The sequence below is a fragment of the Paenibacillus sp. V4I3 genome, assembly GCF_030817215.1.
Taxonomy (GTDB): domain Bacteria; phylum Bacillota; class Bacilli; order Paenibacillales; family NBRC-103111; genus Paenibacillus_E.
This window is the reverse complement of record NZ_JAUSZA010000001.1, coordinates 5,697,779-5,719,245: the sequence shown is the minus strand read 5'-3', so window position 1 is coordinate 5,719,245 and position 21,467 is coordinate 5,697,779. Positions and strand designations below refer to the sequence as shown.

The 21,467-nt window shown below is 43.2% G+C and carries 30 protein-coding genes and 1 tRNA gene; 20 read left to right on the top strand and 11 right to left on the bottom strand.

Annotated elements, in window-relative coordinates:
* Positions 1-47 precede the first annotated feature (47 nt).
* Positions 48-794: a DUF1906 domain-containing protein gene (locus QFZ77_RS26605; RefSeq protein ID WP_307444023.1), complete on the top strand. Its 747-nt coding sequence runs from the start codon at positions 48-50 to the stop codon at positions 792-794.
* An 81-nt stretch (positions 795-875) separates the two neighbouring features.
* Positions 876-1,649, top strand: a complete 774-nt coding sequence (locus QFZ77_RS26600; RefSeq protein WP_307444020.1) for a stalk domain-containing protein — start codon at positions 876-878, stop codon at positions 1,647-1,649.
* A gap of 49 nt (positions 1,650-1,698) precedes the next feature.
* Here the strand turns inward: QFZ77_RS26600 and QFZ77_RS26595 are convergent, their stop codons facing one another.
* Both QFZ77_RS26595 and QFZ77_RS26590 read right to left on the bottom strand, forming a co-directional pair.
* The gene (locus tag QFZ77_RS26595) at positions 1,699-2,727 is read right to left on the bottom strand and encodes a hypothetical protein (protein ID WP_307444018.1); all 1,029 of its coding nucleotides are present in this window, start codon (positions 2,725-2,727) and stop codon (positions 1,699-1,701) included.
* Positions 2,714-2,836, bottom strand: coding sequence for a hypothetical protein (locus tag QFZ77_RS26590; protein ID WP_307444016.1), 123 nt, complete (start codon positions 2,834-2,836; stop codon positions 2,714-2,716). Before QFZ77_RS26590 ends, QFZ77_RS26595 begins: the two co-directional genes overlap by 14 nt.
* 167 nt (positions 2,837-3,003) lie before the next feature.
* On the opposite strand from QFZ77_RS26590, the gene QFZ77_RS26585 reads away from it, so the two are divergent.
* Genes QFZ77_RS26585 through QFZ77_RS26575 form a run of 3 tightly spaced genes read left to right on the top strand, consistent with a single transcriptional unit; the run spans position 3,004 to position 5,707 of the window.
* On the top strand, positions 3,004-3,837 hold the full coding sequence (locus tag QFZ77_RS26585; protein WP_307444014.1) for an alpha/beta hydrolase family protein: 834 nt from the start codon (positions 3,004-3,006) through the stop codon (positions 3,835-3,837).
* A 3-nt stretch (positions 3,838-3,840) separates the two neighbouring features.
* Positions 3,841-5,202 carry a Na+/H+ antiporter NhaC family protein gene (locus tag QFZ77_RS26580; RefSeq protein ID WP_307444011.1) on the top strand — a complete coding sequence of 454 codons (1,362 nt, stop codon included), beginning with the start codon at positions 3,841-3,843 and terminating at the stop codon, positions 5,200-5,202.
* Complete coding sequence (locus tag QFZ77_RS26575; RefSeq protein WP_307444009.1) at positions 5,195-5,707, top strand: metallophosphoesterase; 513 nt, start codon at positions 5,195-5,197, stop codon at positions 5,705-5,707. Before QFZ77_RS26580 ends, QFZ77_RS26575 begins: the two co-directional genes overlap by 8 nt.
* A 224-nt stretch (positions 5,708-5,931) precedes the next feature.
* Here the strand turns inward: QFZ77_RS26575 and QFZ77_RS26570 are convergent.
* Positions 5,932-6,004: transfer RNA gene (locus QFZ77_RS26570), tRNA-Val, on the bottom strand.
* 362 nt (positions 6,005-6,366) lie between these two features.
* Between QFZ77_RS26570 and QFZ77_RS26565 the strand changes: the two genes are divergently transcribed.
* A complete protein-coding gene (locus QFZ77_RS26565; RefSeq protein ID WP_029196081.1) occupies positions 6,367-6,561 on the top strand; it encodes a hypothetical protein in 195 nt (64 codons plus the stop codon).
* Positions 6,562-6,666: 105 nt separating this feature from the next.
* On the opposite strand, the gene QFZ77_RS26560 is transcribed toward QFZ77_RS26565, so the two are convergent.
* The 3 genes from QFZ77_RS26560 to QFZ77_RS26550 all read right to left on the bottom strand — a co-directional run bounded on the left by QFZ77_RS26560 (position 6,667) and on the right by QFZ77_RS26550 (position 7,674).
* Positions 6,667-6,957 carry a hypothetical protein gene (locus QFZ77_RS26560; RefSeq protein WP_171648541.1) on the bottom strand — a complete coding sequence of 97 codons (291 nt, stop codon included), beginning with the start codon at positions 6,955-6,957 and terminating at the stop codon, positions 6,667-6,669.
* A 196-nt stretch (positions 6,958-7,153) separates the two neighbouring features.
* Complete coding sequence (locus QFZ77_RS26555) at positions 7,154-7,363, bottom strand: alpha/beta-type small acid-soluble spore protein (RefSeq protein WP_029196083.1); 210 nt, start codon at positions 7,361-7,363, stop codon at positions 7,154-7,156.
* 155 nt (positions 7,364-7,518) lie between these two features.
* Positions 7,519-7,674: a hypothetical protein gene (locus QFZ77_RS26550; protein ID WP_307444001.1), complete on the bottom strand. Its 156-nt coding sequence runs from the start codon at positions 7,672-7,674 to the stop codon at positions 7,519-7,521.
* A 311-nt stretch (positions 7,675-7,985) separates the two neighbouring features.
* Between QFZ77_RS26550 and QFZ77_RS26545 the strand changes: the two genes are divergently transcribed.
* The 8 genes from QFZ77_RS26545 to QFZ77_RS26510 all read left to right on the top strand — a co-directional run bounded on the left by QFZ77_RS26545 (position 7,986) and on the right by QFZ77_RS26510 (position 12,948).
* Positions 7,986-8,312 carry a hypothetical protein gene (locus QFZ77_RS26545; protein WP_047672455.1) on the top strand — a complete coding sequence of 109 codons (327 nt, stop codon included), beginning with the start codon at positions 7,986-7,988 and terminating at the stop codon, positions 8,310-8,312.
* 166 nt (positions 8,313-8,478) lie between these two features.
* On the top strand, positions 8,479-9,030 hold the full coding sequence (locus tag QFZ77_RS26540; protein WP_307443997.1) for a superoxide dismutase family protein: 552 nt from the start codon (positions 8,479-8,481) through the stop codon (positions 9,028-9,030).
* 21 nt (positions 9,031-9,051) lie between these two features.
* Positions 9,052-9,513 carry a hypothetical protein gene (locus tag QFZ77_RS26535; protein ID WP_307443995.1) on the top strand — a complete coding sequence of 154 codons (462 nt, stop codon included), beginning with the start codon at positions 9,052-9,054 and terminating at the stop codon, positions 9,511-9,513.
* A 215-nt stretch (positions 9,514-9,728) separates the two neighbouring features.
* The gene (locus QFZ77_RS26530; protein ID WP_307443993.1) at positions 9,729-9,926 is read left to right on the top strand and encodes a hypothetical protein; all 198 of its coding nucleotides are present in this window, start codon (positions 9,729-9,731) and stop codon (positions 9,924-9,926) included.
* 379 nt (positions 9,927-10,305) lie between these two features.
* The gene (locus QFZ77_RS26525) at positions 10,306-11,004 is read left to right on the top strand and encodes a glycosyltransferase family 2 protein (protein WP_307443991.1); all 699 of its coding nucleotides are present in this window, start codon (positions 10,306-10,308) and stop codon (positions 11,002-11,004) included.
* 6 nt (positions 11,005-11,010) lie between these two features.
* Positions 11,011-11,355 carry a DUF2304 domain-containing protein gene (locus tag QFZ77_RS26520; RefSeq protein ID WP_307443988.1) on the top strand — a complete coding sequence of 115 codons (345 nt, stop codon included), beginning with the start codon at positions 11,011-11,013 and terminating at the stop codon, positions 11,353-11,355.
* Positions 11,352-11,708, top strand: coding sequence for an EamA family transporter (locus tag QFZ77_RS26515; protein ID WP_307443986.1), 357 nt, complete (start codon positions 11,352-11,354; stop codon positions 11,706-11,708). The genes QFZ77_RS26520 and QFZ77_RS26515 overlap by 4 nt, the downstream gene beginning before the upstream one ends.
* A 28-nt stretch (positions 11,709-11,736) precedes the next feature.
* Complete coding sequence (locus tag QFZ77_RS26510; RefSeq protein WP_307443983.1) at positions 11,737-12,948, top strand: ArnT family glycosyltransferase; 1,212 nt, start codon at positions 11,737-11,739, stop codon at positions 12,946-12,948.
* Here QFZ77_RS26510 and QFZ77_RS26505 read toward each other — a convergent pair.
* Positions 12,917-13,348 carry a CBS domain-containing protein gene (locus QFZ77_RS26505; RefSeq protein WP_307443980.1) on the bottom strand — a complete coding sequence of 144 codons (432 nt, stop codon included), beginning with the start codon at positions 13,346-13,348 and terminating at the stop codon, positions 12,917-12,919. The genes QFZ77_RS26510 and QFZ77_RS26505 overlap by 32 nt on opposite strands.
* A 171-nt stretch (positions 13,349-13,519) precedes the next feature.
* On the opposite strand from QFZ77_RS26505, the gene QFZ77_RS26500 reads away from it, so the two are divergent.
* Both QFZ77_RS26500 and QFZ77_RS26495 read left to right on the top strand, forming a co-directional pair.
* Complete coding sequence (locus QFZ77_RS26500; protein ID WP_307443978.1) at positions 13,520-13,981, top strand: divergent PAP2 family protein; 462 nt, start codon at positions 13,520-13,522, stop codon at positions 13,979-13,981.
* Between the two features lie 76 nt (positions 13,982-14,057).
* Positions 14,058-14,495, top strand: coding sequence for a GNAT family N-acetyltransferase (locus QFZ77_RS26495; RefSeq protein ID WP_307443976.1), 438 nt, complete (start codon positions 14,058-14,060; stop codon positions 14,493-14,495).
* Here the strand turns inward: QFZ77_RS26495 and QFZ77_RS26490 are convergent.
* Together QFZ77_RS26490 and QFZ77_RS26485 are read right to left on the bottom strand one after the other, a co-directional pair.
* Positions 14,492-16,111 (bottom strand): ATP-binding protein, encoded by a 1,620-nt coding sequence (locus QFZ77_RS26490; RefSeq protein WP_307443973.1) that lies wholly within the window; start codon positions 16,109-16,111, stop codon positions 14,492-14,494. The two genes, QFZ77_RS26495 and QFZ77_RS26490, sit on opposite strands and share 4 nt — an antisense overlap.
* Positions 16,112-16,304: 193 nt before the next feature.
* Positions 16,305-17,057: an MBL fold metallo-hydrolase gene (locus tag QFZ77_RS26485; protein WP_307443971.1), complete on the bottom strand. Its 753-nt coding sequence runs from the start codon at positions 17,055-17,057 to the stop codon at positions 16,305-16,307.
* Between the two features lie 96 nt (positions 17,058-17,153).
* Between QFZ77_RS26485 and QFZ77_RS26480 the strand changes: the two genes are divergently transcribed.
* The 4 genes from QFZ77_RS26480 to QFZ77_RS26465 all read left to right on the top strand — a co-directional run bounded on the left by QFZ77_RS26480 (position 17,154) and on the right by QFZ77_RS26465 (position 19,149).
* Positions 17,154-17,306, top strand: coding sequence for a hypothetical protein (locus tag QFZ77_RS26480; RefSeq protein WP_307443968.1), 153 nt, complete (start codon positions 17,154-17,156; stop codon positions 17,304-17,306).
* A gap of 43 nt (positions 17,307-17,349) precedes the next feature.
* A complete protein-coding gene (locus QFZ77_RS26475) occupies positions 17,350-18,048 on the top strand; it encodes an alpha/beta hydrolase (protein ID WP_307443967.1) in 699 nt (232 codons plus the stop codon).
* 80 nt (positions 18,049-18,128) lie between these two features.
* Positions 18,129-18,746, top strand: a complete 618-nt coding sequence (locus QFZ77_RS26470) for a stalk domain-containing protein (RefSeq protein ID WP_307443965.1) — start codon at positions 18,129-18,131, stop codon at positions 18,744-18,746.
* Between the two features lie 91 nt (positions 18,747-18,837).
* The gene (locus tag QFZ77_RS26465; protein ID WP_047672482.1) at positions 18,838-19,149 is read left to right on the top strand and encodes a DUF1292 domain-containing protein; all 312 of its coding nucleotides are present in this window, start codon (positions 18,838-18,840) and stop codon (positions 19,147-19,149) included.
* Positions 19,150-19,210: 61 nt separating this feature from the next.
* Here the strand turns inward: QFZ77_RS26465 and QFZ77_RS26460 are convergent, their stop codons facing one another.
* Together QFZ77_RS26460 and QFZ77_RS26455 are read right to left on the bottom strand one after the other, a co-directional pair.
* A complete protein-coding gene (locus tag QFZ77_RS26460) occupies positions 19,211-19,630 on the bottom strand; it encodes a DUF1885 family protein (protein ID WP_307443961.1) in 420 nt (139 codons plus the stop codon).
* An 87-nt stretch (positions 19,631-19,717) separates the two neighbouring features.
* Entirely contained in the window at positions 19,718-21,187 is a 1,470-nt protein-coding gene (locus QFZ77_RS26455; RefSeq protein WP_307443959.1) for an aminotransferase class I/II-fold pyridoxal phosphate-dependent enzyme, read from the bottom strand.
* Between the last annotated feature and the right edge of the window lie 280 nt (positions 21,188-21,467).

Sequence of the window (21,467 nt, the reverse complement as noted above, 5' to 3'; positions counted from 1 at the left end):
CGTTACGCATATTCTGTATGAAACTAGTAGAAATTAGGTGATAGAAAGTGACCAAAGGTTTTGATTGTTCAACGCCTTTAACGGCGCAAACTGCCGCTGCTTTCGTCAAAGATGGCTACTTGTTTGTAGCCAGATATCTCGTTCCGAGTGGTTACAAGGCGTTAACCAAAAGCGAAGCGGACACGATCAGCGAGGCAGGACTGCAAATCGTATCTGTTTTCGAAACAACCGCTAACCGAGCTCTCGGAGGAAGAAGCGCTGGATTGGCTGATGGGGCAACAGCTGTGCAGGTTGCTCATAATCTGGGCCAACCACCTGGCAGCTGTATTTACTTTGCTGTCGACTTTGATGCCTCAAGTGCTCAAATGCCAACCGTTATTGCCTATATCCGGGCAGCAAGTGAGGCGACACCCGAGTATACGACTGGTGTATATGGTTCTTATTCCGTGATGGAAGCCGTCTGGAACGCTGGAGCTTGCTCTCATTTTTGGCAGACGTATGCTTGGAGTGGTGGTAAAAAGTCCAGTTTCATAAATATTTATCAATACTTGAACGATGTGGTTGAGCATGGGATTGGTGTGGATTACGATGAATCGTATGGAAATGAAGGTTGGTGGAATACGATAGCACCACCTGAGCCACCCGTGTCGTATCCTCTGTCTCCTAAAGATGCCAATGTGATTATACCCTTCCTTTCGGCCGGATATGAGGCGACGTCATCCACTGCTGCTAGGGAAGAATTTCATCGACTTGCCAATGAGCTGCGCAGAGTTTCGGGTCAACCAGAACAATAATCGCCCGAAAGTAAACCGAATCCTCCATTGATACGTTTACTCTATAGAGTAGATGTACAAATTCAAAGGAGGATTTTTTATATGAAAAAAAGTTTATTCGCGGTTGTTCTCGGTTTCGGTTTGCTCACTACAAGCATCTTATCGGTTTCGGCTAATGAACATGAGCCTGGGCATGATAGCATGGCGGCTGAAATGAGTATGAAAGCAGCGGTACAACAGCAGGTAAAGTCGGATATGAAGCTCACTTTGAATGGTAAACCCTTGCAGCTCGATGAGTCCTACCTCATTGATAACTCCTTGTTTGTACCGTATCGTGCCTTTGCAGAAGGCATTGGATCAGAAGTAGGCTATGATGCCGCTACACAAACAGTAACCGTTAAGAAGGACACAAAAACCGTTAAGCTCATGATCGGATCCTCTGAAGCCAATGTGGACGGCGCCAAAGTTTCCATGGTCGGTCCTGCTCAGTTAATTAACAGTTCAACCTTCGTTCACTCCCGTTTTTTGGCTGAAGTTTTCGGGATTAGGGTCTTGTATGATGAAACAACGCGGACAGTAAATCTCGTTAGCGGAGGGACTTCCGGATCCGGACAAGAGGTGGCTAAAACGTATTATGTGAATATTGAGGGCTTTGCATTCAAAGAAGGGGATATCACCGTTGAAGCAGGCTCCACTGTTATCTTTACGAATAAGGATAAAGTGAATCACAATGCTGTCGCTGATGATGGCAGTTTCCAAACAGCGCTTTTGGCGATGGGTGAATCGGAAAGTGTTACGTTTGCTAAGGCAGGTGAGTATACGTACTTCTGTGAACCTCATAAGAATTTCATGAAGGGTAAAATTACCGTGAAATAAAGATTATAAGCCCGGCATCTCTCGACTAGCTCTGAGATGCCGGGCTTTATTATTGAATGACAGCGCTGCGGATATACCAGCGCTCATCGAGCGAAGCTCTTTCGAGGCGAAAGAGCACTCGCCTGTTCGCAACCGCGGAAGGACGTACCGGCGTAGCCGAAATGTCAACCGCGGTGTCGAGCTGCAGGAGCTGGGACACGTCCCGCTCCGGGAGCTTAGACAGGCGTCGCATGCTTCGCACATGCAGCGCCTGCTCTTGCCCTGTAGTGACCTGCAGCAGCTGCAGGTCACCTTGGTTCGCCGCGCTGATCCACACGTCGATCAGCGCCCAGGGCGAGAGCTTGCTGATGTAGTCCGTCAGCAAGCCTGCCGCTCGGTGCACCATGACCTGGTGCGCCGGGTCAACGGAGCGGGAGCCGTGCGTCACGCTCCCGAGGAAGTGAATACAGAAATGACCGTTGAAGTCATTTCCCGGTATACCATCACCCCCATGCGGCATGCCGTGCATGGACCCGGCCAGCGTGCGGCCGTTCAGCTTCACGAGGACCGCTTTGCGGTCCCAGCTCCAGGCGCCGCCGTAGATGGTTTTGAGCGTCGCGGAGTCGGATTTGGTCAGCGGCTGTACATCCGCATGATGGGAGCCCGCGCGGCGCTGCCCCTCAAAGCTGAGACCGCTCTCCACGTCTACGATGGTGAATTTACTGTATTTGGGGAGGACTTCACTCGCCTCCTCCCAGGGAAGTATTTCGCCATAGTGCCTGGCTCTAACTACTTGAACTTGCGAGCGCAGCGTTTCTTGAGCGGTGCTTGATATATTCAACGTAAGTCCCGCTGAGAGATCTATCACTTCACCATTCGGGGTGACACCATAGCGTTGTTGCACACCTTTTTTGTCAAAGGAAAGCGTGGTATCCGGGGGGAGGGGGGCGACGAATGGTGTACCTATCCCTCCATCATCTAGCTCTCGTTGTAATTTTTTATCTACAAATATAGCATCAGTTTGATAAGCGGCATGAGGTGAAACTTTAACAACCAGCTGGAACTTCCCAGAACTCGCGGTTTCTTCAATCTGTGGCATACCGCCGTGAGCCTGTGTGTTGATACTTGTTGCCGCTGTTAATAGGCTTGTAAAACAACAGCGTGTAAAACAGCTTTCGGAGCAAGCTGTTTGCTCGGAGTGGATGCATAGGTTAGCTTCCTCCTCATTCAGTTTAATAAGCACATAATCAAGTTTTTACTAAATGTCTTAAATTTATGAACAGTAGTCCTGCTAAAGCTGTCCTATTTAGATTTGTGATAAAATAACAGAAGTATGCAGCGTTTAGAACACGATTTAGAAAGGATGGTAATACGAATGAAACCAAGCGCGGGTAAACCGTTTGAACTATGTAAAGAAACAGATCGTGTTGTGAGAGGGGACTTTTACGAAGCGGTATCACAGCCGGCTAGAGGGACATTAATTATTTGTCACGGGTATAAAGGTTTCAAGGATTGGGGGATGTTCCCGCATGTGGCACAGGCGTTAGCCGAAGAGGTTGATGTGATTTCGATTAATTTTTCTCACAACGGCGTGGGCCCGGACTTACTTGAGTTCACGGAGCTTGAGAAGTTTGCTCGAGAAACTTATTCCAAAGATTTAGAAGATTTGCATGCTGTTGTGAATGATATTCGTAACCGTGAAGGCTCAGCCACTCCGAAACCCATTCTTCTTTTAGGCCATAGCAGGGGTGCGGCAGTGTGCTTGATCTATGCGCTTGATCATCCTGAACACATTGCCGGTGTGATTAGCTGGAACGGGATTGCGAATGTCGATTTGTTTACAGAGGAAAATAAAGCGGAGATGCGGGCAGCAGGGCGAACGTACACGATGAACGGGCGCACGAAGCAAAACATGCCGCTGGACCTCGAAATTTTAGAAGATATGGAGCATAATCGTGAGCGCTTCGATATTGTAGGTAGGATTAGCGGTGCTAAATTCCCAATCGCCCTTATCCAGGGAACGGAAGATGGAGAGAGAGGAATCCGAGGTTCAAAGAGGCTTGTTGAGCAAAATGCCGCCATTGCATGGGTTAGAATTCCTGAGGGCAACCATACCTTTGGGTCTGTTCACCCGTATCAAGGGGAGACGAAGCCGCTGCAGGAAGCAATTCGTGAAACCAAACGAACCATTCAAGGGATGTTAGCCTAAACGATGTTAACAATTAGACAACTTAGTGCAGTACTCACGATAACGATTATAGGGCTTTCTGCCGCATATTTTCTACATATTCCTTTAGTGATTGGATTTTCATTGGGGCTTTTGATCTTGGGGGCCCTCATTTGGCGAACGGGAACAACCTTTCGGGGCATCCTAAAAAGCATGTGGGAAGGTGTCAAACACACCAAAGAGGTCATTTGGATTCTTGCCCTAGTTGGCGTGGTTATCCCTACATGGACAATGAGCGGTACGATCCCATTTATGATTGATTTGGGCATGAGTATCATTGATCCTAGTTTTTTTCTAACATTTTCATTTGTACTTTCCGTTTGCATCTCTATGGTTCTGGGCACATCTACGGGAACGCTAAGTTCAGTGGGTATCCCATTAATTGGTCTGGGGCTGCTGCTGCAAATCCCGCTTCCGATGGTTGCTGGTGCACTCGTGTCGGGTGCTTTCGTTGGTGATCGGACTTCACCATTTTCCAGTGCAAACAGACTTGTGGCTTCTTCAACAGGCGTTTCCATGCAGGTCCTTTTTAAAGCATTACTACCCACAACTATAGGTGCGATAGGTGTCGCGCTTGGGTTTTTCTTAGTTTGCGATTTTAGTGGAGAATGGCATCATAGTGACATCACCTTACACAATCAGCAGTTTGCTTCGGGATTTAGATACAGCTTGTGGCTCCTGCTGCCAGTACTTATTTTATTGATTTCAATCCTTTTAAGGTTCAAAACAAGAAATGGCTTCCTCTTATCGATTGCTTGTGCCATCCTAATTGGCATGAGCTTGCAACAAATGACTTGGAATGAGTGGTTGCACGATATGTGGTTCGGCTACCAATCTAGCTTATTTAATTCGCTGCAAACCAAAGGGCTTTCTAACATGATCGAACTGATTGCTCTTATCGCACTCGCAGGTGCTTACAGTGGCATTTTAGAAAAGTATCGTATCCTAGAGACTTATATGCAAAAGCTGCTAGGGGAAACATCCGCTTCACTCCTTTCTGCGACTGTACGTACATCATTGTTTGGCCTAGGGCTTGGGCTTGTTTCTTGTACGCAAACATTGCCAATTATGATGACAGGGCGGAACTTACTGCCTTTTTGGGAAAAGCGATTTCCTCGCAGTCAACTTGCCAGAGTTGTGGCTGATTCAAGCCTCATTCTAGCTGCAATGATTCCGTGGAACATGCTTGCCATCGTCTGTGGAACAATAGTAGACGTACCGGTGCTAGCTTATGTCGGCTATGCCCCGTTTCTTTGGGCTTTGCCTGTAAGTACCGTGATATGGTCTTTATGGTGGAAGGACAGTGGAAGTTTAAGAAGTAGAAGAGGAGTGGGATACGATGGCTAATACTTATTTTATTTCGGACCATCACTTTGGTCATTCATCCATTATTGATTTCGAAGCTAGGCCTTTCGCTGATACAGACGAAATGAACGCGACCATGATTGCCAAATGGAACGCTGTCGTCAAAAAAGAGGACAAAGTCTTTCATCTAGGGGATTTTTCCTTTTTGAATAAAGAGCGAACCAAAGCCATTGTTTCGGAGTTAAATGGTTACAAAATCCTCATCTTAGGCAATCACGATCGGGGAAGGTCGAGAACCTGGTGGCTTGAAGTCGGTTTTGACGAAGTTAGTGAGTATCCGATCATTTTTAAGAATTTCTTTTTCCTATCCCATGAGCCAATGTATATGAACAAACAAATGCCCTACGTCAATGTACACGGCCACATTCACAGCCAGAAATATGAGGGACGCCATTACTTTAATGTGAGTGTGGAGCACTGGGATTATACGCCAGTTTCTTTTGAACAGATTCGAGATTCAGTTGTGGTGAGTGAGGAGCAGTCGTGAAGGCGTTTCGATGTACCTTTTTCTATCGACAATCTTTAGTTTCGTATAACGGAATCCGAAGATTTGGTTGTCAACGACATATACGATTAAATCTCCCATGCATCCTATTGATCATGCAAATGATAGAATTACCTTGGTAAATAATTACCCTTTGTGTCCTAGGGCGAAAAATAATAAAATAGAAAAAAAGCCCAACTTGGGCTTTTTTTCGTTTGAAAAATTGATGACCTGTAGTGGGCTCGAACCACTGACCCCTACCCTGTCAAGATAGTGCTCTCCCAGCTGAGCTAACAAGTCGTTTTTGGAAGACAATTAGTAATATACCAAGGATTTATGTGATTGTCAACACATGGTTATCATTCTTATTTACGCCAATAACGGAACAGCTTTTGGAAAAACGGATACGTCGCTCGTTTCTTTTTGGACCTGGGAATGTAGGATATGTTCGCCAGTGAACCGTGAAATGTCTCGTTATTTTTTGGGAGCAGGATAGAAAGTTCTTCCTTTGAGACACCTTGTGCTGTCATAGTAGTGTTCAACCTTTCCGGACAATCTTAATACTACTGTACCATACTTAGGAGCTTGTTTGATAGTGGGGCTTTCATCTTGGCTTGATTTATGGTAACTTGATGACAGTAGATCTTGGGAGGAACAAGGAAATGACGAAACAACAGCATCGATGGAATTTACGTTTGAAGAGCAGTAATGTATATTTAGGCACCGTATATTTAGGGGATCCACTTCCAGAAGTCGAAGATGTCATCATGATTGGCGAGAAGAAATATACGATCCTCGAGCTTGGGAGTAATCGTGACGCAAGCGACGTGTTTGTAGAAGAAGTGAAAAAGAAATAATGGTTCAACGTGAACGCTATTCTAGTCGGATGATTCCGATAGATGGCGTTTTTTTGTTCTCTTTGCATTAGAAAGAGGCTGCACTTTACAGCCTCCGTGTATGTATTAGGTGATGTTGTATAGAGAAGCAAGGCAATCAACGAACATTTTGTTATATTCTTCGCGGGTATAGTCTTTATTGCAGGCAATGTCTCTTCCTAAGAATTGAAACCAAGTGATTTCGGTGGGGATTTTTTTGTATACAAACTTTTCGTTCTGGATGAGAAATGTATCATTCTCGAAATAAGGTACATTGTCAAATTGGAGAGCTTTTTCGCCTTTTTGCTCACTAACTAATGTGGCCAAAAGAATTAGCATGCGATAGGGATCACGGAATATTTCATATTGTTCAGTCATGGTAAACACTCCTTTATCGGATAACGGACAACATAATCATACTAGAACTATTTTCAGAATAGAATACTTCCGTGGAAACTGGTGAGGAAATTGAAGGAATACATGATTATTTCGAAGGGAAAAAAGAAAAGACTGATTTTCACTCTAAGGAGGATCGAGTGAATCAGTCTTTTTTGCTTGCTCCTACATCAAAGGATTAGCGTTTGAAGCTGGAAAGTTGTTGCTCAGCTATTTGCACTAATCGCTTCGTGATGTTGCCACCAATTGCACCAGCATCACGTGTTGCCAAATTACCGTTGTAACCAGTAGGGGAGAGAGGGACACCAATTTCCTGAGCGACTTCATACTTCAGTTGATCCAATGCTGCCTTTGCTTGTTGTACGACTAAAGTGTTGTTTCTAGCCATTCATAATCATCTCCTTTTTTTTGGTACACCAGTATTATTTGAATGTTCAGTTTATTTATACATGCAAATAAAAAAAATTAACAACTTTTTTACTGTCTTCCAAACACCAATAAACCCCCAACCAGAAGGCTGGGGGGAATATATAATAAAAATGATTATTCCTCTTCGGATTCCGTGCTTTCTTCCGCAGCAGCAGCTTCTTGGGTAGCTTCTGCAACTTCTTCAGACGCCTCTTCGTTCACCACTTCTTCGGTGGACTCTGGGGCGATTTCTTCTTCATTTTGGGATACAACTTCTTCCTCTTGGCTCATTTTTGGTCACCTCCTCTGATACGTATAGTATCATCTTAGCTCCTTCTAGCAGGCTAAACAAGTAGGAGAATGGGGGATTTGATAGATTTAATATAACCTTAATCAGTTTGTCATTCCTTGTTGAATTCCTATAGCAATATAAGTCGTTTCCTGTGAGAAAATGCTTTGTTTTCACCAGATAGCACGATTAAGCATGTTTTATTTTTTATATGAATATACATGAGGCGAAGCAGCAAAAGTTCATGATTTGTTAAGCTGAGCTTATGCTTACGAAGTTAGTTTTCTTACGAAAACTCTTAGGAGGAATCCGAATGAATCGGTCGGATGTTATTTTGGAGTTACAGCTTGTACCGGAATTACTTAAACAAGCAGAAGCCATCTATGTGGATGCGGTATCGGAATTAGCCTGGGCAAAGCATCAGCTTCTAGCCAAAGAATGTGAAGTAATTGGGGACGGAATGGTTACGGGGAAAAACGAGCTTCACCGGCAAGCGGAGATGTGGCCATACACCAAAGATTTACAGCAGCAAGTTTTGAGGATGGAAGACGCCGTCGAGCATACGAAGGTTGAGTTCCATTTCTACAAAAGGAAGCTAGAGAATCTACAGATCATTGCGAAACTCATGACGATTCTATAAGGAGATAATGAAACGAATTAAGTCTGCAATCGAGAGATTGCGGGCTTTTTGCTATATAACGCTAATTATGAAAAATTTGTTCTTTTAATGCGGTTACAGTGTAATGCAGTTGTGCATCCTAAGGGTAGATTATGTAAAAGCCAAGTTTTCGGGAGGATAATATTGTATGAAATCAATTAAGATCATCATGACTGCCAGTCTGGGGTTGCTTGTACTTACCGCTTGTCAAAGTGTGAAGAGCACTGTAGCGACAGAAGCCGCATCACCACCATCAGAGCTGCAAGTTTCATTAATCGGTTCGAGCGGCCAACCCATAGGGACTGCCCATTTAACATCTGTTCAGGATGGCGTTCAAATTGATCTCCAAGTTAGCGGGCTGACACCAGGAAATCATGGCTTACACTTTCACGAAAAAGCAATCTGTGAAGCCCCTAGCTTTGAATCGGCAGGAGCCCACTTCAATCCATTTAAGAAGGAACATGGTTTTCACAATCCTAAAGGTTTCCATGTAGGGGATCTCCCTAATTTGGTTGTGGATGCACAGGGAAATGGGAAGTTCAATGCCATTACAAAGTCTGCAGTGCTGCTTCAAGACAAGCCTAATTCATTGTTGAAGCAAGGGGGGACTAGTCTGGTCATCCATGAGAAAGAAGATGATCTGAAGACGGATCCATCCGGTAATTCGGGGAAACGAATTGCATGCGGTGCTGTGAAATAATGGAAGGAGCTGTCTGACAACATGATTAAAACACAGGATCTCAAGCTGCAAATGGATGAACTAACCAAACAAAATGATATGGTGCTCATCGAGCTAGAGCAAGTAAAGAAGATGTTGATTAACAGCTCACAAAGCACACAAGGAAGCCAAGGGCAGCAACAATTTAATAATAGCAGCAGTGACCAGCAAACCTCTGACTCTAATCAACAGGCACAGGGTCAAGATCAAAATCAAAATAAAAAGGCTGGTCAAGGTGACGCGAACGGTCAACAAGTAACGGACTTAGCCAATGATTTATTGAAAATTAAGGATCTCGTTGAAAAATTAGAACAAAAAACGTCCCAATATGTAAGCAGTCAGTCCAATGGTACATTAACAGAGAAAGATGCGGTTAATCTTATACTGACATTAATGAATGGTATGGTAGATTGGGCGAGCGAATTTGTTTCATCTAGAGCGTCGTCGAATGGGCAAGTACAATAGTTGAAAATGTCCATGAAAAGACAAAAGAGCCGCGAAACAGCTCTTTTGTCTTTTTTGTCGAATTTCAACTTAATTCATTAATTGAACTTAATAAAAGGTTTATTGATTTTTTAGGCGATTCGACAATATGTCCATATTTACAGATGGCAGAATGACCGATAAAGTAAAGTGTAGACAAAAAGAAAGAGAAAAACCGTGGATGGGGTGTTGGAATCGTGAGAGAAATCGATATTAATCACGTCATGAGTCAGCTTGGAATTCAGCCAAATCAATGGCAAGAACTTCAAGATAAACAAAATCAGCAAAATGAAGTTGAACGTACATACGCTATCGACCCAAGGATAGAAACTTCCCAATTACTTAATGACCCCCACGCCATCAAGTTTAACTTGAATATTCACATGAAGCTCTAACTCTACTTTCATCACATTATATAGTCGTGTTTCGTCAGAGTCCAAATGGAGTTTGGCTTTTTCTTAATCGAAAATGAAGGAAGTGTTGATCGTATAATAGATACTTCGATGATGGGGAGGATAGGATCCAAACCCCATTCTTTTTTTTTGTGGTAAAAATCGAATAAATATTCCGAAACGAAAGCCACTGTTTGTTCTGGCTTGTGAGATAAGAATATCCTTCCTTTCCAAGCAAAGTTTTCCTCTTAGTTTGTCTCTTTAAGTCGGGCCCTATCCATTAGCGTTCTTGCCATTTGGTTTAACCAGATGGAGAAGCGGGTATGCTTGGGAATAGAAATGGTTAAGAATGGATGATCTTAGCGAGGGAAGGAATGACCTAATGAAGACACTTGCCATCATTCCGGCTTATAACGAAGAAAAAACGCTAGCAAGCGTGGTGGTTTCCATAAAACGGGAGCAGCCTGAAATGGATATTGTCATCGTCAATGATGGTTCAACGGATCGTACCTCAGCGGTTGCCCGTGCGTTACAGCGTGTGGCTGTAATCGATTTACCTGTTAATTTAGGCATCGGAGGCGCTATGCAAACGGGATACATGTACGCAGCAAGGAATGGCTATGATATCGCTATTCAGATCGACGCAGATGGTCAACATGATCCAAAAGCGCTGACTCAAATTATGGAGCCAATTTTGACTGGGCATGTTGATTGCTGCATCGGTTCTCGATTTCTGGAGATGACCGCTTATCGTTCAGCTTGGAACCGAAGATTAGGCATTCTCTTTTTTACCTGGATGATTAGTTGGATGATTGGTAAGACCTTCACTGACCCTACATCGGGCTTTAGAGCGGTGAACCGTCCCATAATAGAGCTTTTTGCCAGCTATTACCCAGAGGATTATCCGGAGGTAGAGGCTGTAGTTTTACTGGAAAGGCAGCAATTCAGAGTGAAAGAAGTATCTGTTTTAATGCATGCGAGGAAAGCGGGGCAATCGTCCATTACCCCTGTGAAATCGCTTTACTATATGGTTAAAGTATCTCTAGCAGTATGTATGACAAGAATTCGTAATGTGAGTTGATGATTCGTGGATGTGTATGTTTGGGCAATCTCTTTTTGTTTGGTGTTTATTTTCATTTCCGTAGAGCTTATTCGTAGGCAAAAACTACAGGAGCAGTACGCCATTCTCTGGCTAGTACTAGGATTTATCATGGCATTGTTTAGTGTATTTCCAAGCTTATTGGATCTGGTATCGCACAGAATGCATATCTACTACGCGCCTTCGTTGCTTTTTCTGGTGGGATTGTTATTCTCACTTGTATTTATCATGCATTTGACACTAGTTATTTCTAAGCTTCATCGCAAATTAACCCGATTGATTCAGGAAGTTGCGCTGCTGCAGGAACAATTACGAGGAAAGGGGTCTGAATGATCCTGATGACGGCTCCGATTCTCATAGTACTCCTAAATGTATGCTTACTGGTGTGTGGTCAAATTGTATGGAAAATAGCGCTCAATCGAACGCCATTAACAGGGATAGATAATTTAGGAACCGTACTGATGCAGCCTTATATACTCGTGGGATGCTTACTTTATGGCATTTCTACGTTGATATGGTTCTATGCTCTTAGCCGATTTGATCTAAGTCGTGTTTACCCGCTCCAATCGATTGCGTATGTACTAGGCGCGTTGTTCGGTTGGTTGGTATTAAAGGAAACGTTTACATCATCGCAATGGTTAGGGCTGCTCTTCTTAGTTGGAGGCGCCTTCCTGTTAGCTAGATAGGTTCGTCCATTAAGGAGAGTAGGGTCTTATGAAACGCGGAGTTTGGCTTGGCTTGCTGGTGCTCATGGCTGCAGCTTTGTATATACGCTTACACTATGTGCTTGAAGCTGAATACCCACCACTAGAGTGGGATCAATTAGAGTACACGAAGACAGCAATTCAATTGCTCGAAAAAGGCATATTTGCCTATCGCGATACTGTGTCTAACTCACTCGTGACACCCGGATTTCCGCTGCTCTTAGGGGCTGTATTTAGCCTTACAGGCCATGAACAACTGGAGCCGGCATTAATGGTCGTTCGTATCATGAACTGCTTTATTTCACTAGGAGCGATTCTATTCCTATTTCTGATTGGAAAAAGGTTGTTTAACCCCATAACAGGGCTAATCGCCGGTACTTTTGCCGCGGTATATCCTTCCTACGTCTGGTCAACTTCACTCATCTTGACGGAGGTTCCGTTTTTGACTGTTTTTACGGGTCTACTTTACATGCAGGTGCGCATCATACAAGATAACAAATGGCGGGATCATCTCTGGATGGGGGCTCTACTTGGGGTTTGCGTCCTCATTCGTCCGAATGTACTTCCCCTAGCTGTTGTTCCCTATATGTTTCTTTGGGTGAGAACGAAGAAAATAGACGCAGCCTATGGATTGCTTGCAGCTGCGTCTTTTGCCTGTATCATGATGCCTTGGTGGATTCGGAATTGGATGACTTTTCATTCTTTTATTTTTATCGCCAAAGGGGAAGCGGGCAATCCGTTCCTTGGAGGAACGGACCCGTACTTCCAAGGAACAATCGATTGGGACCATATCGATACAGATAATCAGTTCGCTGAAGGTGTGAGACGAATAAAAGAAGGTTTGGTTGAGGAACCGTTGTTATGGATGAAATGGATGACAATAGGAAAATTGCTTGTATTTTTTAAAACGATGTGGGTGGGACCTTATCCTTTTTCCGTACCGGCGTGGTATGCGAATGCATTAACACAGTTGCATACTTTCTTAATTGCTGCAGGTAGCATAGCGATGATCATTTTCAGCTTTCGCAAGCCTTCGATTCAATATTTGACAATGGCATTTCTCTTGTTCTTAGTTGTCCATATGGTGTTTATTCCGGTGGATCGCTATGTGTATGGTATGCTTCCATTTCTGATGCTGAGCAGCGCTTATTTGATTACACAAGTCATTTACTTACTTCATAGCGCTTGGACTACCTCTCTCCTGCAGCGGAGGGGGATTTAAACACGAGCTGCTTCGCGCAGTATTCGATAATCTCGCTTCTACGAACGATCCCGATGAATTTATCGGAATCATCTACAATCGGAACGAAGTTTTGCACTTTGGCCAAATCGATAAGATCGACCATTTCGGCATGAATATGAACCGGTTTATTTTGTACACGCAGAGGAACCTCGGCCAGCACATGGCGGTGAGCATTTTCGAAGCCAATTCCGTCTGAATTTTTAAGAAACCACAATAAATCTCCCTCGGTAACCGTACCTACATAATGACCATCATCGGAAAGAATAGGCACAGCCGTATAACGGTGATATTCCATACGTTCTAATGTTTGACGAAGCGTTGCTTGCATTGTCGTTGTTATAACTTCGGATTTAGGTAAAAGGAAAAAAGCAATATTCATTAATTAACACTCCTTAGAGTTTTCCGTAGGAAAACTTTCTTCGTAAGCATAGGCTGAGTTTTTCGTTGGAAAACTTTATTTGCTTGTCATGCAGGGTCAACATTTCTATTGTATCAAACTTTTCGAATAGAATCTAAACCTGTGATGGATGCTAGAAGTGAGGTGAAAGTAATGAATCGAGCATTGACAACAGCAGTGATTGGAATTGGTACTGCTCAAGTAATGAAATTGCCACTTTTCTATTTGAAAACTGGAAAGTGGGATTGGTCGCAGCTGACCCAAACAGGAGGGATGCCAAGCTCACACTCCTCGGGGGTATCTGCGCTTGCAACCTATATAGCGATGAGAAGAGGTCTTTCTGCGATCGATTTTGCCGTGAGTTCCGTTTTCGGAGCGGTCGTCATGTATGATGCGATGGGGATCCGGCGAGCTGCTGGCGAGATTGCGGTTGAAGTGAATGACCTCGATGAGCAAGTCGAGAGATTGGCTAAACAGCATCCAGGTTTGTACCATGCACGAAGACGAAAAGCTTTAAAGGAACGATTAGGTCATTTACCTAGAGAAGTCGTAGGGGGAGCGCTTCTAGGTATTGCCATAGGTGCTTTTAGTTATATGCTGGAAAACAAGAAATAGTATGAACGGTACATGTGGACAACTTTTCTTGAATGGGATAAGATCAAGAAATGTTCTTAGAAAGGAAGAAGTTCACATGGAAATCATTCGAGTCACAACGAAAGATCAATTACAAGCCTGTTTTGGAGTACGGTACAAAGTGTTCGTTGAAGAACAGCAAGTACCTGAGCACGAGGAAATCGATGAAAAGGATGAATCACCTGAAGCGTGCCATCATTTTCTTATGTTAGATGGAGATCAACCTGTTGCAGCAGCTCGTTGGTATGAATATCAACCTCAGACGGCTAAACTGCAGCGGGTAGCGGTTTTGAAAGAATACAGAGGTCAATCCCTAGGTAAACAAATGATTCTTGCCATGGAACAGCAAGCTCGCGAAAAGCATTGTACAAATGCGATCCTCGACGCACAATGTCAAGCAGAGGGCTTTTATAGCCAACTTGGCTATAAAGTCATCTCGGTTGAACCTTTTTACGATGCTGGCATCTTACATGTCAGAATGAAAAAACCGCTTTAAAGAATAGCGGTTTTTTCATTCTGTGAATTTTCATCAACTAATGGGAAGGTTATGATAAACCGAGTGCCTTTTCCTAGTTCGCTCTCAACTTCCAAGGTCCCTTGGTGATCTTGAACGATTTTATAGCAAATAGATAATCCAAGTCCGGTACCGGTTGCTTTTGTCGTGAAGAAGGGATGGAAGATTTTCTCCAACTGTTCACTTGGAATACCTGGGCCGTTATCTGAAATAATTAACGTCGCGTTCTTCGGATCGCGGCTTAATTTCATGTCGATTATGCCATTTTCTTCCATGGCTTCGCAGGCATTTTTAATAATGTTTAGCAATAACTGTATCATTTTATCTTGGTCCATCCATACGAAGGTCGGATCCATCCATTCTTGATAATGAATTTCGTGGCCGAAACGAGTAGCTTCTGATTCCATCAAGGCAATAACCTTGAGTACACACTCATGGAGTGAATCGACCTGGAAATCAATGCGATGGGGCTTTGAGAATTGGAGGAATTCAGCTGTTAATTCACTCATCCGATCAATTTCATCCATGATCATAGCATACCAATTTTCAATATTGTAACCATTTGCCTTGGAAATTTGCAAAAATCCCTTTATCGTTGTCAATGGATTTCGAATTTCATGAGCCATCCCGGAAGCAAGTTCACCGACGACTCTCAGTTTTTCCGATCTGAGCATATGCTCTTCGCGCTTTAACCATGATTCGCGTTTCTTCATGAATAAGTTATGCTCGGCTAATAAAATGAGATCATCCTTCGTCAAACCCTCTAACGGATAACTTGCAATCCCATACGTGATTTGAATGCCAGTCAATTTAGGGAGTTCAGAATCAAGCTTTAGCTTGAAAGAAGTGGTTAAATCATGATCTGGATGAAGCGGCATGACGACAGCGAACTCATCACCACCGTATCTTGCTATAAAGAGGGAGTCAATAAACAAGATTTGCAGGAGGTCTGCCATTTGCTTCAAAATGAAATTACCCGCTTGAAACCCGCGAGTCGTATTCATTGCCTTCAGATCCGTACAATCAATAAGGATAAGGACTAGACTTTGCTTTTGCTGTATGTATTGTTCCAATCTGCGATGTGACTCTTCGTAATTATATAATCCTGTTAGCGAATCCTTTTGCGCATATAAATATCGTTCATTTCTTAATGAATCTGCTTGTCTAATGGTAGAATAAGCTGCTCGTGTGAATAAGGCTACCGCTGTAAAATCAAGTATACTATTAAGAGCATGAATCCATAGTATGTTCTTACTGGAAAAACCAATAATGAGATAAACATTGCAAATATAAATGAGTGAATAGGACGCAGCTAACAACCAAGATTTTTTGCGGCTTTCTTCTTTATAAATATCGAAGGAAAGTGTTAGTATGTACAAGGGAAGACATAGATTCGAATGTCCGATGTAATGTAAAAATCCAATGAAAAGTAGGCGAAGCCAAGGGAATGCCGCATGCTGCATTTGAAACCTAAGACTGATGATGTAAAGGAGCAATCCTACAACAAGTAAGGGTATGTTAAGTGCAGTATGCAAAATAGTTGTGTATAGACAAAAAACAAGAGCATAGACATAAAAAATCCAATTGATAACCACCATATCATCTCCTGAATGTAACTAAACGCGGTCGCTCATCTTTGAATGGCCTCCATAGAGGTTTCTTACACCTTGTGACATGTTCTCTGTCTATGAACTAAATCCCTTCTAACAATAGTAAACAAAATTGAAATCTCGCTTCTTCTCAAAAAAAACCTTAAGGACAATTCATCCCTAGGTTTTGATCGCAAAAAAATTATTCAGGAATTTCAATCACTTCATGCTGATGGATGAAAGTCATCCTCCCTGTTTTTCCAACAAAATTCATCATAGCATCGTCATAATGCATCAGATAGATTCGCTCCTGTACATAGTCAGGCAAGGTAAGCAGTTCTTCCAATGTAGCATGAATAAAACCGTTCCCGCTTAGTTGGCAATCGTGTAAAATGGTATGACAGTTTCTTTTGTTAACAATTTCTTGAATGAGAAGTTCCTTATTAAATTGGGTATCAGCACTATAGAACGTTCGGCCATTGATAAAAAGTGAGTAGTTAAGCTTATGAGGTATGTGAAGTGTGGAAATAAATTCAATGGTTAGCCCAGGTAGGATGTTAGCAGGTACATTTTCTTCGATATGGATGACTTCGAAATAATCCTCTAGTCTGCTGAAGCCGTCTGTGGGATTATACATGCCGCCTTTTAGCGTGTTTTCCCAAAGGACTCCTGCTAGCGATTCTGTTAGGAAAAGTTTGGTTTTCTTACTCTTATATTGGTATAACAATCGAAAGGCAATTTCTTCTAATCCGCCCACATGATCGGCATGAATGTGCGAAATGATGATACCATCAATTTGGTCAGGATGTACACCGATGTCATGTAGCGATCTAGGCGTTGTTGCCCCGCAGTCGATTAGGATGTTCAGTTCATTAGAACGGATTAATGCGCTTGTATTGTAAAATGTTTTGGCAAACGCACTGCCGGTTCCCAACATTTGAATTTGCAAACTCATTCAGCAGCCTCCATTGTTCGACAAAAACCATCTTTTCTAATGTAGCATGGGAGGTTGCGGAATTTCAACCATTAATTAAAAGGTGTTGATTACTTTATGATTTGGATGATTAGTAGTATTTTGATCGTACTTGTCTGTCTAGCTCTAATAGGTATATCGGTCTATGTAGGTTGGCAGCTCACACATCCGCAACGTAAGCCGGTTGATGTATCGCCCGACGACTATTGGGTTGCACATGGAGAATATTAGTTTCCTAAGCCGATCAAGAGATGTTCGATTAGATGGATGGTTCATGAAGTCTCCTTATACGCCAACTGATGCTATTCCAATGACCGTTATTATGTCTCATGGTTATGCAGGAACACGTCTGGAAAAAGGGCTTCCGGCGTTGGCCTTGGCTAAATCCATTGCCGAAGCAGGATATCATGTGCTTATGTTTGATTTTCGGAACTCGGGGAGATCGGAGGGGAAAATAACGACGGTTGGCTTTTTGGAAAAACAAGATGTACTCGGTGCTATCGACTGGGTTCAGGAGCGCGAACCAAGTCAAATCTGCTTGATTGGCTTTTCAATGGGAGGAAGTACTTCCATCTTAGCAGCAGCCGAAGAAAGAGCTGTATTAGGGGTCATAACAGATAGCGCTTTTAGTCAGCTTAGTCCTTATTTGAAGGACAATCTGCCTGTATGGTCTAGGCTCCCTCGGTTTCCTTTTACACCTCTAATTCTACTTATTTTACCTAGATTAATTGGTATCAACCCTCATCGGGTTGATGCACTTGCCGCGGTAGATCACATTTATCCTAGGCCGATTCTTTTTATTCATAGTCGAGATGATGAGGCTATTCCTTGGTCCAACAGTGAAGGAATGTGGAGCCGTCATCCGGATACATTTGAACTTTGGGTCACACAAAAAGCGGGGCATGTCGGCTCCTATCACATGCAACCGGAAGCCTATACACAACGTGTTCTAGCTTTTTTATCAAAATTATAAAATCATCGCAACTCTTCTTAATCATTGGAGTATAAAGATGCAGACACAAAGATTACTAACAAGAGCTGGAGGTTACGCGAATGAAAGTTCAACGGATATTAGCGTTGATGCTGATGTTTTTTGTTCTAAGTACGGCTGCAGTGGTGGCTTCATCGATATGGGGGGATTTTAAAGGTAATAATATTGCCCGATTAATCGTTAATGAAGAGACAGTGGAATTCGGGGATACAGATGTTCCGCCTCTTATTGTTGATGGTAAAACCGTTCTGCCGCTGCGCGCAGTAAGTGATGCGCTTCAAGCATTGGTGAAATGGGATAACTCGAACAAGACTGCCTACTTATACAAACCAAATGTACACATGTTCTTTACGACTGAGGTGCGTAAAGACTCCGCCATCGTTCCTTTTGGTGTTGTAGAGCGCGGCAAAGAAGCAGATTTTATCGTTTTTGCTCAAGTTGATAATTTGAAGACAAGCATTAATTCTGTACGGGTTTCTGTTGTATCACCAAGTGGGAAGAGCGTGATTACACCGGTTGTGAAATCAATCTCAGAATCCAAAGAATCGTTTTGGCTGAAAGTACCTTTGTATGGCGTTTCTTTTAATGAGGCGGGTACGTACGTCGTTAAATTTGCTATGAAGCAAGATGGTTCTAACGACTACTCAGTCGTATCAGAGAAGCAGATTCAATCCGAGTAGGAAAAGCAAACTCGAAAGTGGTTTGACCTCTTATTATGAAAATGTTAGGATAATTAGGTAACTAATTATTCGACGAAATGAGGTTCTGCCTGTGAGCGATGATAAGCATGATCATGTACACGGCCCGGACTGTGACCACGATCACGAGCAAGGGGAAGATGTTTTTATCGTAACGGACGAGAACGGTGAAGAGCATGAGATGGTGATGGTTTACACCTTCCAATCTCAAGAGCAGGCTTATGCTGTTTTGCTCGATCGCAACGATCCTGAAGCTGACGGTGTTATTTTCCGTGTTGAAGAAGAGGACGACGATGCCTTCCTTGTCAACATTGAAGATGAAGAAGAGTGGGAACGTGTAGTGACTATTTACAATGAGATCGTAGCTCAAGAAGGCGAAGAATAAGAGCTATACATAAGAACCCCCTAGCAGAATAATCTGTTAGGGGGTTTCTGTTTGCATACATTCATTTTCTAGGATTGAAATACATGATTCTGCCGTTAAATAGATGAAGTTCAGCTTTCAGCAGTTTACTAAGGTATTTGCAGAATTCATTGCCCTTGCTTTTGTCGCCATGCGTGGCGTCGTCGGGCAACACGACTTGCACATAATGCTGCTCTTTCTCTTGGATCTGCTCATTCCCAACACCAATCACAATATATTTGTATAAAGGATTGATACCTTTCAGGTAGAACCATTTGCCTTCGCCTTCCGGCTTCGTCTCAATGGTATAAGGGAATCCGGCCTCATCATACTCCCAGCCAAGCTGCTTGGCTGTCTGACTGAGCTGATCACGGTAATGCAGCAGCCTTTCCTTTAGTTCATCTAAGGTGAGTGCGGCAACTATGGATCCTGTTACGAATTTAATATAAGCGCTTTGAGCCATTCCTTGTTCACCTCATTCGCTAAACATCACCAACATCATAGCATCATGTAAACGGTTTTACAATATATACACACCTCTAGGAGGATACTAGAAAATCGCTTGTGTTTCTACGATAACCTTCACATTTTGAACACTGCGGTCCTCAGGTCCTTTTACAGGCAACCCAACTTCCACATGCTCCACAATGTAATCAATAAGCTCTTGGGTTATCACTTCACCTGGAAGCAAAATGGGAATTCCGGGCGGATACACATAAATAAATTCAGCAATAATGCGGTCAGCAGCGTCTTTGAATGGGAGTATTTCGGTTTCGCCATAGAAGGCGTCCCGTGGTGTTAAGGTTAATTGTGGAATCGCAGGAACTTTGATGACGACTTCCTTCACCTCAACAACATCATCATTCATATGAGAGAGCTCGCGTAAGGCTTCCAGTAAGGTATCTACATTTTCTTGGGTATCACCCGGCGTTATAAGACACAGGATGTTGTACATGTCGCTCATTTCGACTTCAATATTGTAATGATCGCGCAGCCAGTTCTCAACTTCAAAGCCAGTGATGCCAAGCTTGCGTACGTGAACGCATATTTTCGTCGGATCATAGTTGTAAGTCGCTTCTTCACCCAGAATCTCTTCCCCGAAGCAGTAGAGGTTGCTGATTTCGTTGATCTGTTTTCTTGTGTACTGTGCAAGTTCTATCGTGCGCTCGGCCATTGCATAGCCATTTAACGCCAAATGTCTGCGTGCAGTATCTAATGAGGCTAACAATATATAGGAAGTTGAAGTTGTTGTAAGCATCGAAATAATGGTCTGGATTCGCTTTGGATTAACACGATTCCCTTTCACGTTGAGTACTGAACTTTGTGTCATGGAACCACCTAGCTTATGCACGCTGGTCGCGGCCATATCGGCTCCGGCTTCCATCGCAGACATTGGCAATTTGTCATGGAAATGAATGAGCACGCCATGTGCTTCATCCACAAGGACAGGCATGTTATAGCTATGAACAAGGTCAACAATCTCTTTAAGATCGGTACATACACCATAGTAGGTTGGATTGATGACTAGAACAGCTTTGGCATCTGGATGCTTTTCCAGTGCGCGGCGAACAGAACGTGTCGGAATTCCGTGATCAATACCTAAGTTTTTATCGCGGGCAGGTTGGATGAACACGGGCTTAGCGCCTACGAAAATAATCGCGGCCAAGACGGATTTATGTACATTCCGCGGAACGATAATTTTATCGCCTTCCGAACAAACGGTCATAATCATGGTCATAATGGCGCCGCTTGTCCCTTGGACGGAGAAGAACGTGTGATCCGCTCCATAGGCGTCTGCAGCAAGCTTCTGGGCTTCTTCAATCACGCCCATTGGTTGATGAAGGTCATCCAGCGGTGCTATATTGATGAGGTCGATAGACAGCGCGTTGTCCCCAATAAAGGAACGAAACTCCGGGTCCATGCCGACTCCTTTTTTATGGCCTGGAATATGGAATTGAATTGGATTTTTCTCAGCATGTGTGAGCAGTGCAGTGAACAGGGGGGTACGGGTATGATCCACCTGATTATCGCTTCCCTTCTATAGTGGATTGCTTGTCGAACAATGCAACAAACAAAATGAGTATATCAAAATAGAGATTTCATGCAAGCTAATTTTTTGTCCACATAAGAAAAAGTAGGTTTTCGGTTCCGAAAACCTACTTTCTTATTGGCGATAAAACCTACATTATAAACGCGGTCGCTCATCTTTGAATTACCTCGATAAAGGTTTTCTCAAAATAGTTTGTGCTAGTTCAGGTAAAACTAACAGCAACTTGTTAAAATACGCCAAAATAAGGAGA

What these genes read in the sequence shown, in the direction of transcription:
- QFZ77_RS26560 (WP_171648541.1), bottom strand. Translation starts at nt 6,957, where the DNA reads ATGACTGAACAATATGAAATATTCCGTGATCCCTATCGCATGCTAATT.
- QFZ77_RS26585 (WP_307444014.1), top strand. Translation starts at nt 3,004, where the DNA reads ATGAAACCAAGCGCGGGTAAACCGTTTGAACTATGTAAAGAAACAGAT.
- QFZ77_RS26485 (WP_307443971.1), bottom strand. Translation starts at nt 17,057, where the DNA reads ATGAGTTTGCAAATTCAAATGTTGGGAACCGGCAGTGCGTTTGCCAAA.
- QFZ77_RS26515 (WP_307443986.1), top strand. Translation starts at nt 11,352, where the DNA reads ATGATCCTGATGACGGCTCCGATTCTCATAGTACTCCTAAATGTATGC.
- QFZ77_RS26595 (WP_307444018.1), bottom strand. Translation starts at nt 2,727, where the DNA reads ATGCCACAGATTGAAGAAACCGCGAGTTCTGGGAAGTTCCAGCTGGTT.
- QFZ77_RS26460 (WP_307443961.1), bottom strand. Translation starts at nt 19,630, where the DNA reads ATGGCTCAAAGCGCTTATATTAAATTCGTAACAGGATCCATAGTTGCC.
- QFZ77_RS26550 (WP_307444001.1), bottom strand. Translation starts at nt 7,674, where the DNA reads ATGAGCCAAGAGGAAGAAGTTGTATCCCAAAATGAAGAAGAAATCGCC.
- QFZ77_RS26575 (WP_307444009.1), top strand. Translation starts at nt 5,195, where the DNA reads ATGGCTAATACTTATTTTATTTCGGACCATCACTTTGGTCATTCATCC.
- QFZ77_RS26510 (WP_307443983.1), top strand. Translation starts at nt 11,737, where the DNA reads ATGAAACGCGGAGTTTGGCTTGGCTTGCTGGTGCTCATGGCTGCAGCT.
- QFZ77_RS26545 (WP_047672455.1), top strand. Translation starts at nt 7,986, where the DNA reads ATGAATCGGTCGGATGTTATTTTGGAGTTACAGCTTGTACCGGAATTA.
- QFZ77_RS26505 (WP_307443980.1), bottom strand. Translation starts at nt 13,348, where the DNA reads ATGAATATTGCTTTTTTCCTTTTACCTAAATCCGAAGTTATAACAACG.
- QFZ77_RS26540 (WP_307443997.1), top strand. Translation starts at nt 8,479, where the DNA reads ATGAAATCAATTAAGATCATCATGACTGCCAGTCTGGGGTTGCTTGTA.
- QFZ77_RS26495 (WP_307443976.1), top strand. Translation starts at nt 14,058, where the DNA reads ATGGAAATCATTCGAGTCACAACGAAAGATCAATTACAAGCCTGTTTT.
- QFZ77_RS26590 (WP_307444016.1), bottom strand. Translation starts at nt 2,836, where the DNA reads ATGCATCCACTCCGAGCAAACAGCTTGCTCCGAAAGCTGTTTTACACG.
- QFZ77_RS26580 (WP_307444011.1), top strand. Translation starts at nt 3,841, where the DNA reads ATGTTAACAATTAGACAACTTAGTGCAGTACTCACGATAACGATTATA.
- QFZ77_RS26535 (WP_307443995.1), top strand. Translation starts at nt 9,052, where the DNA reads ATGATTAAAACACAGGATCTCAAGCTGCAAATGGATGAACTAACCAAA.
- QFZ77_RS26555 (WP_029196083.1), bottom strand. Translation starts at nt 7,363, where the DNA reads ATGGCTAGAAACAACACTTTAGTCGTACAACAAGCAAAGGCAGCATTG.
- QFZ77_RS26490 (WP_307443973.1), bottom strand. Translation starts at nt 16,111, where the DNA reads ATGGTGGTTATCAATTGGATTTTTTATGTCTATGCTCTTGTTTTTTGT.
- QFZ77_RS26600 (WP_307444020.1), top strand. Translation starts at nt 876, where the DNA reads ATGAAAAAAAGTTTATTCGCGGTTGTTCTCGGTTTCGGTTTGCTCACT.
- QFZ77_RS26500 (WP_307443978.1), top strand. Translation starts at nt 13,520, where the DNA reads ATGAATCGAGCATTGACAACAGCAGTGATTGGAATTGGTACTGCTCAA.
- QFZ77_RS26475 (WP_307443967.1), top strand. Translation starts at nt 17,350, where the DNA reads ATGAAGTCTCCTTATACGCCAACTGATGCTATTCCAATGACCGTTATT.
- QFZ77_RS26480 (WP_307443968.1), top strand. Translation starts at nt 17,154, where the DNA reads ATGATTTGGATGATTAGTAGTATTTTGATCGTACTTGTCTGTCTAGCT.
- QFZ77_RS26565 (WP_029196081.1), top strand. Translation starts at nt 6,367, where the DNA reads ATGACGAAACAACAGCATCGATGGAATTTACGTTTGAAGAGCAGTAAT.
- QFZ77_RS26525 (WP_307443991.1), top strand. Translation starts at nt 10,306, where the DNA reads ATGAAGACACTTGCCATCATTCCGGCTTATAACGAAGAAAAAACGCTA.
- QFZ77_RS26470 (WP_307443965.1), top strand. Translation starts at nt 18,129, where the DNA reads ATGAAAGTTCAACGGATATTAGCGTTGATGCTGATGTTTTTTGTTCTA.